The 4,661-nt window shown below is 44.3% G+C and carries 3 protein-coding genes; all 3 read right to left on the reverse strand.

What is annotated here, in order from left to right:
* Positions 1–65: 65 nt before the first annotated feature.
* The 3 genes from DW657_RS08010 to mnmE all read right to left on the reverse strand — a co-directional run bounded on the left by DW657_RS08010 (position 66) and on the right by mnmE (position 4,398).
* The gene (locus DW657_RS08010; protein ID WP_118312101.1) at positions 66–1,052 is read right to left on the reverse strand and encodes a site-specific integrase; all 987 of its coding nucleotides are present in this window, start codon (positions 1,050–1,052) and stop codon (positions 66–68) included.
* A gap of 89 nt (positions 1,053–1,141) precedes the next feature.
* On the reverse strand, positions 1,142–2,650 hold the full coding sequence (locus DW657_RS08015) for a helix-turn-helix domain-containing protein (RefSeq protein ID WP_118312102.1): 1,509 nt from the start codon (positions 2,648–2,650) through the stop codon (positions 1,142–1,144).
* A gap of 329 nt (positions 2,651–2,979) precedes the next feature.
* Positions 2,980–4,398 carry a tRNA uridine-5-carboxymethylaminomethyl(34) synthesis GTPase MnmE gene (mnmE, locus tag DW657_RS08020; protein WP_118312103.1) on the reverse strand — a complete coding sequence of 473 codons (1,419 nt, stop codon included), beginning with the start codon at positions 4,396–4,398 and terminating at the stop codon, positions 2,980–2,982.
* Positions 4,399–4,661 lie beyond the last annotated feature (263 nt).

Here is a 4,661-nt window from a genome sequence, read left to right on the forward strand (position 1 = left end):
ATATAGCTCGTTTCTAAATCGTTAGCAGTTACATTCTTTAAAGCACTTAACTCGTTGATATTCAATTAATAAAAGATTTTGCTATGACTCAAACAGTGGAAGGTGATATGCTTTTCGATACCGCACTCTTTCAGCCAGCTCTGCATCACACCATACGTCATAGTACGTTTGAAACCTTGGAAGATATATGTTCTGTTGGTCTTTGGATGGATTAGAGCATACGCATCATCACCAATTGGAACCTGGGTCTGGCATTTTGTCTTCACGCAAATGAAATCCAGATAATATCCACCATCAGCATAGCTACGGATATTCTCCCATTTCAATCTCAGGATGTCACTGATACGGAGACCTGTAAGACAGGAGAATAATGCCGCCTTTCGAACCACAGGAATAGAACATTCAGTGGCATACATTCTTCTAACTTCCTCCAATGTAAGACTTTGCTTCACTGGCGTTGTACATGAAATGTTTTCCAAAAGGCTGGCAAGATCATCTGTCAGCCTTCGCTCACGGTATGCCTTTGTCAAGACCTGCTTGAACACATTCCAATAGGCTGATGCCGTATTTCTGGAAATAGACTTCTTGATAACATGTCCACCTCTTGATGACACTTTGGTATCAAGGAGATATTCCATGTACTTGTTACAGTAAAGAACATCAAGCATCTCAAATGTACATTTGCCTTTACTGAACTTCTCGAAATGCTTGTAGGCTGCATCACACTTCACATAGTTGCGATTGACCATATTTCTGAAATATCCGAGAAAGTCCTCCTTCAATCTGTCACGGTTGAAGAAATCGTACTTCTCGTCGAGAACATCAATGTACACCTTACAACGAATAGCCTCTGCCTTGGCGAGAATCTTGTCGTTGTAGAGCTTCTGCTGCTTGTTGGCAGGATCGGCATAAATGTACATGCCAAGTGAGCGACGGCGTATCAACTCCATCGTCTCCGGGTCTCTATATCCTGGCCAAAAGTCCAGGAAAAGTGACTTTGTTCCGTTGCGTCTGTCACGCATACGGAGCTTAACGGTTTTACATACTTGCATAATATATCTGATTTTTGTATTAATAAAATTCGGTTGCAAAATTCCTAAATGATACTACATTGACAGCAGTAAAGAGAAAGTAAATCATACTATTCAGTATAATCTGTTTTCAAATCATCATTTTTGAATCGTTTTTCCATGAGTCTGTCGAATTCTTCTTTTCTAAAGAACATGAATTGCCCCTTCTTTACTTTAGTGACTTTGTAATGCTTGACGTAATAATGAACAATATCCTTTGTCATTCCATACTTCTTCATTGCTTCTTCTACGGAATAGTAGCGTTCTCTTCCTTCGAAATATCCAGTCTTCAGCGCCTGGATGTGCTGCTTTGAATAGTAGGTTATTCCATATTCAACTTTTGATGGTATCTTATGCCTGTGGATGAATGAACGTACTGCGTCATGCGTCATATTGTAGGTATCTCTCATCTCTTCAGGAGTGATCCAGTCATTTATATCCGCATACTTATGTTTCTGATTATACAGTATGTCAATGGCCTTCTTCTCATAGAAGTTGAAATTTTTAAGAGCTATTTTAGGAGTTTTGTTCTCTCTGGTCATCACACCGACATGCTTGATGGTGATCTTGAACATTTCTGCCACTTCCTCAGTTGAGTAATATCCTTCTGGAGTAGGAGGACATGCTCTCTCCTGTGCTTTTGGTTGGAAGATGACACGTTCTGTACCATCCAAGTTCTCAACTTTCTTGGTGTTGCCCATTCGCTGTTGAGTAATCTTGTCGAAGTCGGTTCTATATATCATCGTGAACTTACCTCGCTTCTCAGTCCTTACATCATAATTTTTTAGAGTGTAGCTAATCTGATCCTTTGTTAGGCCATACTTTTCCGAAATTTCTTCATAAGTGTACCAGTCCGGATCTACCTCATTGCCTTTTTGCTTGATACTATCAATATGTATCTTGGAATAGTAGGCCTTACCATTTCTGTTTACCCTTGGTACCTTGTGATAAGTGACAAAACTCATTGCGTTAGTTCGAGTCATACCATACATGTCCATCACCTGATCCATGGTATAGTAGTTGTCGAGATTGATTTCTTCAAGAAGGTCTGCAAACTTTGCATCAACTGCCTTTTTACTGAAGAAGGTGTTACGTCCTACATAGACTTTTGGAATACCCATACGGTCACAACGTCCCCATACGGCCTTGCGACCGATATTATATTTCTCCATGATTTCACGCAAAGTATAATACTCCTGGTCATCTTTGCGTTTATAGCTTTTCTTCTTGTATGCACCAGCTTCCTCAAAGTACTTATCAAGATCTTCACGACGAACATATGTCTTACGTCGTAGTCTGACAGCTTTGAGTGTTCCTGCGTAAAAGCATCGATACACAGTAGTAACACTAACACCAAGAAGAAATGCGACATCTGAAGGTGTCAAAAAAGGTCGAGAAGCGATTTCCAGACTTTGCAAATTCTGAGCATCATCCTTCATACTTTCTCTTGCTTTTTTCTTTTTCTCAGCTTCTTTCTTCCGATGCACAACACGAGCACACCTCTTGGAGCAATACTTATTTGTGATTTTGGTAGCAATGAACTCTTCACCACATACCTCACATTTTCTTAAAATCCTCATTTTTGTTTGCTATTTAGTACCCTATGAGTCCCCCTAATTCTTTTGCAGCAATTTTCACGTTTTTGCAGCAATTTTCATGATGGTGTCCAACATGAGAAATGTCGGTCACTGGAAAGGTTTGCAGATTTTGCAATTGGTGTCCTAAAATAGAATTTTGCCTTTCCATTTGATCACAGAATTGAGGGCCACGAATGAAATTTGAGCCAAAAATACACCAAAATATTGGTTTCAGCAAATTACAAATGGAATGTGTTAAGACGAAAAAAGCCACCTAAGTAGGTGGCTTGCAATCAGTTATAAAAATGTTCGTTTTAGAGCTGTCCAGGGGGTTACTTTCCGATGCAGAAGTGCTTGAAGATATTGTTCAGCGTTTCCTGGCTGCTGATCTGGCCGCCGGTGATCTCGCCCAGCTCCTCCAGTACCATTTTCAAATCCTCGGCAATGATGTCGCCGCTCATTCCCATTTCCATCGACTCCAATACACGGGAGAGGGAAGCTTGGGCACGGAGAAGTGCCTCGTAGTGGCGGGCACTCGTAATGATGACGTCGTTCTCTGTAATCTCCGGAATATCAGCGGCTTTTACCAATGCCTGCTCCAGGGATGAAACGTTCTCGCCAGTGCGGGCACTGATGAAAAGTGGGGATTCTGCTTCAGTGGATTCTGTTTCGCAGGAATCTGAACCGCCGGAATGAGTGAACTTATCGAACTCAAGCTTTTCACCCTCCAGCTTATCCATCTTATTGAATACCACCAGCAGCTTCTTGCCCTGGTTCTTCTGCTTCATCTCCTCGATTTCTGAGACCGATGGCTGCTCGTCCAATAGCCAGATTACAATCTTCGCCTCTTCCATCTTCTGGAAAGTGCGCTCTATTCCGATGTTCTCTACCACATCATCCGTCTTGCGGATTCCTGCCGTATCTATGAAGCGGAAGGTGATTCCGTCGATGAGGGTGGTGTCTTCGATTACGTCTCGGGTGGTTCCGTGAATGTCGCTCACGATGGCTTTTTCCTCGTGGAGCAGACGGTTGAGCAGGGTGCTCTTGCCCACATTCGTCTTGCCTACGATGGCTACGGCTACTCCCTGTTTCAGGGCGTTGCCGGTCTCGAAGGAGTGGGCGAGGGTGGTAATCTTATGATTGATTTCTTCGGCTAGTGCCTGGAGATCACTGCGGTCGGCAAACTCCAGTTCCTCGTGGTCGCTGAAGTCCAGCTCCAACTCCAGGAGCGAAGTCATCTTTAATAATTTTTCGCGCAGCAGGGTGAGTTCGTTACTGAAGTGACCCTTCAGTTGGCTAAGCGCCATCTTGTGGGTTGCCTTGTTGGTAGAGGCGATGAGATCGGCTACTGCCTCTGCCTGCGAGAGGTCCATCTTGCCGTTGAGATAGGCACGACGGGTGTATTCGCCGGGTTCTGCCTGGCGACATCCTACCTCCGTAAAGCGATGGAGAACCTGCTGAAGAATGTACCGGCTGCCGTGACAGGAAATTTCGGTGGAATTCTCGCCTGTATAACTGTGGGGGGCACGGAATACGCTCACCAGTACATCATCGATGGTGTTGCCATCCTTATCCTTGATTTCTCCATAATGCAGGGTGTAGGGCTTAGCTTCTTCCAGGGATTTGCCGTTGGCAGACTGGAAGATTTTGTCGGTGAGGGTAATGGCGTCGGAGCCGCTGAGTCGGATGATTCCGATTGCACCGCCAGCTGGGGTTGCCAGGGCGCAGATACATTCTTCTTGATTCTTCATTCTTTCTTGTTTATTTTAAAGCTTTTGCCCTTTCAGGGCGACAGGGTTGTTTGCTGTTTTAACCCAGGGTGTTACCCTGGGCTAGGAGCTTCTGCCCTTTCAGGGCGTATTGCTGCAATGAGCTTCTGCCCTTTACCTTTCCCTTCGGCCGGTGACCGTTGGTTCAGGGCGTATTGCTGCTAGGAGCTTCTGCCCTTTACCTTTCCCTTCGGCCGGTGACCGTTGGTTCAGGGCGTATTGCTGCAATGAACTAGATTCTATCT

The organism is Prevotella sp. AM23-5, assembly GCF_003473645.1.
GTDB lineage: Bacteria > Bacteroidota > Bacteroidia > Bacteroidales > Bacteroidaceae > Prevotella > Prevotella copri_A.